This is a genomic window from Pricia sp. (genome assembly GCF_041745955.1).
Classification (GTDB): domain Bacteria; phylum Bacteroidota; class Bacteroidia; order Flavobacteriales; family Flavobacteriaceae; genus Pricia.
The window spans coordinates 1-2,492 of record NZ_JBGTHY010000190.1; the positions used below are offsets into that span (position 1 = coordinate 1).

Consider the following 2,492-nt stretch of genomic DNA (forward strand, 5'->3'; position numbering starts at 1 on the left):
TTTTTACGAAACATTCCGAGAAGAAGTCCAAAGGCATCGCCAATGCTATGCTGTATGGATTCTTTATCGTTTTGATTTATTTTTTATTGAGCCTTCCCTTTCATTTGTTCGATTCCGTCGATTCACAGATATTAAATACCATAGCCACCAATATTTGGTTGAACGTCGTGTTTTTCGTGATTTTTCTAGTTTTTGCGTTTTCATTTTTCGGTTATTACGAGTTGACGCTGCCCAGTTCTTGGGCCAACCAGATGGATGCGGCATCCACCAAGGTCGGTGGCGGTATCGGTATCTTTTTTATGGCCGTTACCTTGGCACTGGTCTCTTTTTCATGTACAGGTCCCATTTTGGGAGGCCTGTTGGGCAGCACCGTTTTGGGTGATGGCGATGTAGCTACGAATCTGTCCGCCGGAATGACCGGTTTTGGGGTGGCGTTGGCCCTTCCATTCGGGCTGTTCGCCCTGTTTCCGACTTGGTTGAATTCCCTGCCGAAATCCGGAGGTTGGATGACTACGGTAAAAGTAGTACTGGGCTTTTTGGAGCTAGCCCTGGCCCTGAAATTCCTGTCCAACGCCGATATGGTCGGCGGATGGGGAATTTTAAAGCGGGAAATCTTTTTAGGTATATGGATCGTATTGTTCGTCTTTCTGACACTGTATCTATTCGGTATTATCCGCTTTCCGCATGATGGGCCGAAGGCAAAGTTGCCGGCGGTTAGAAAGGGCATCGGCGTCGCCAGTGCGGCATTTTCCATCTATTTGATAGCGGGACTATTCAATTTTTCAAGTCTCAAACTGTTGAGCGGCTTTCCGCCGCCCCATTTCTACAGCATTTTTGCAACTGAGAGCGACTGTCCCCTCGGAATCGATTGCTTTAAGGATTTTGATGCAGGGCTGGCCCACGCCAAGAAAGTGGATAAGCCGATTCTTCTTGATTTTACGGGATGGGCCTGCGTCAATTGCCGTAAAATGGAAGCCAATGTATGGAGCGAAGCTGATATCTATCCTATTTTGAAGGATGAATTTGTTTTAATATCCTTATATATTGATGACCGCAAAGAACTTCCTGAAGACCAACAATTTGACTTCAAGTTCGATTCCGGCCGGATAAAAAGTATTAAAACCATAGGACAGAAGTGGGGTACCTTTCAGAGTATAAATTTCGGTGCCGCCTCGCAACCCTACTACGTGCTGCTTTCCCCAGATTTGGAAGTCCTGAACAATGCCATACAATATACCGATAGGGATACTTACCGGAATTGGCTGCTGCAAGGTCTGCAGCGGTTTAATGAAACGAGTGTCGTTTCAGGGGAATAATCCCTATCTTTCTCCACTTAATCGGCAATACTATTTTAAATGCGAATCCTGAAAAAAGTGGGGTGGGTACTACTTATTCTCATAGGTATTTTGGCCTCGGCGATCGGTATTTTCATTTATTTGGCCAAGCCGGATTACAAGGGAGAAAAACAGCTTTCCGGTCTTACCGGGGAAGTGGAGGTCTATTTCGACACCTACGGGATTCCGCATATTTATGGGGATAATGAAAAGGATGCCTTTACCGCATTGGGCTACGTACATGCCCAAGACCGTTTGTGGCAAATGGAACTTTTGCGGCGGATAGGTAGCGGTGATATTTCAGGGGTCTTCGGAAAAGATTTTATCGGAACGGACAAATTCTTCCTCGCTTTGGGAATCGATGATGCCTCCGTTCAAACCCTAGCCAAATTGAACAAAAGCCAGAAATCCGTCCAACTTTCCCAAGCGTATCTCAATGGCATTAACCAATTTATCGACGAGGGACCGACACCTATCGAGTTTTATCTTACCGGCATCGAAAAACGAAAATTCACCTTAAAGGATGTCTACAACACCATGGGCTATATGGCCTTTAGTTTCGCCATGGCCCACAAGACCGATCCCTTGCTGACCGAAATACGGGACAGGTTGGGATCCGAATATCTGAAAGACCTCGAAATCAATAGCGATCCCGGTTCGGTCTGGATCAAGAATTATAATTCCGCTACGTCCGATTCGTTAAGGAATACGTCCGATACACTAAAGAGAAAGGATAAAATGACGGCCGGCGTAATGAAATCCCTTGAAAAATTGGCGATTCCCCTTTTCGAGGGAAGTAACAGCTGGGTACTCGCCCCCGAAAAAACCAAAAACGGCAAAGTTATTTTCGCCAACGATCCCCATATCGGGTTCTCCCAACCCTCGGTCTGGTATGAAGCCCATGTTAGCACGCCATCTTACGAGAAATATGGGTATCATTTGGCGGGTGTGCCCTTTCCCTTATTGGGCCATGACAGAAATTTGGCCTATGGTATGACCATGTTCGAAAACGATGATGTGGACTTCTATTTCGAGGAAACCCATCCAACGGACACCACAAAATATAAAACCGATAAGGGTTGGGCAGATTATGAAGTAGTTACAAAAACCATCAAGGTCAAGGATTCCGCCGATGTAAATTTTTCCTATAAAAAAACC

At 45.7% G+C, this 2,492-nt stretch carries 2 protein-coding genes; both read left to right on the forward strand.

Translation table 11 applies throughout. The annotated features are described in order from the left end of the window. On the forward strand, positions 1-1,316 hold a 1,316-nt coding region (locus ACEW8S_RS06685; RefSeq protein WP_373517394.1), incomplete at its 5' end, for a protein-disulfide reductase DsbD family protein. A 39-nt stretch (positions 1,317-1,355) separates the two neighbouring features. Then, on the forward strand, positions 1,356-2,492 hold a 1,137-nt coding region (locus ACEW8S_RS06690), incomplete at its 3' end, for a penicillin acylase family protein (RefSeq protein ID WP_373517395.1).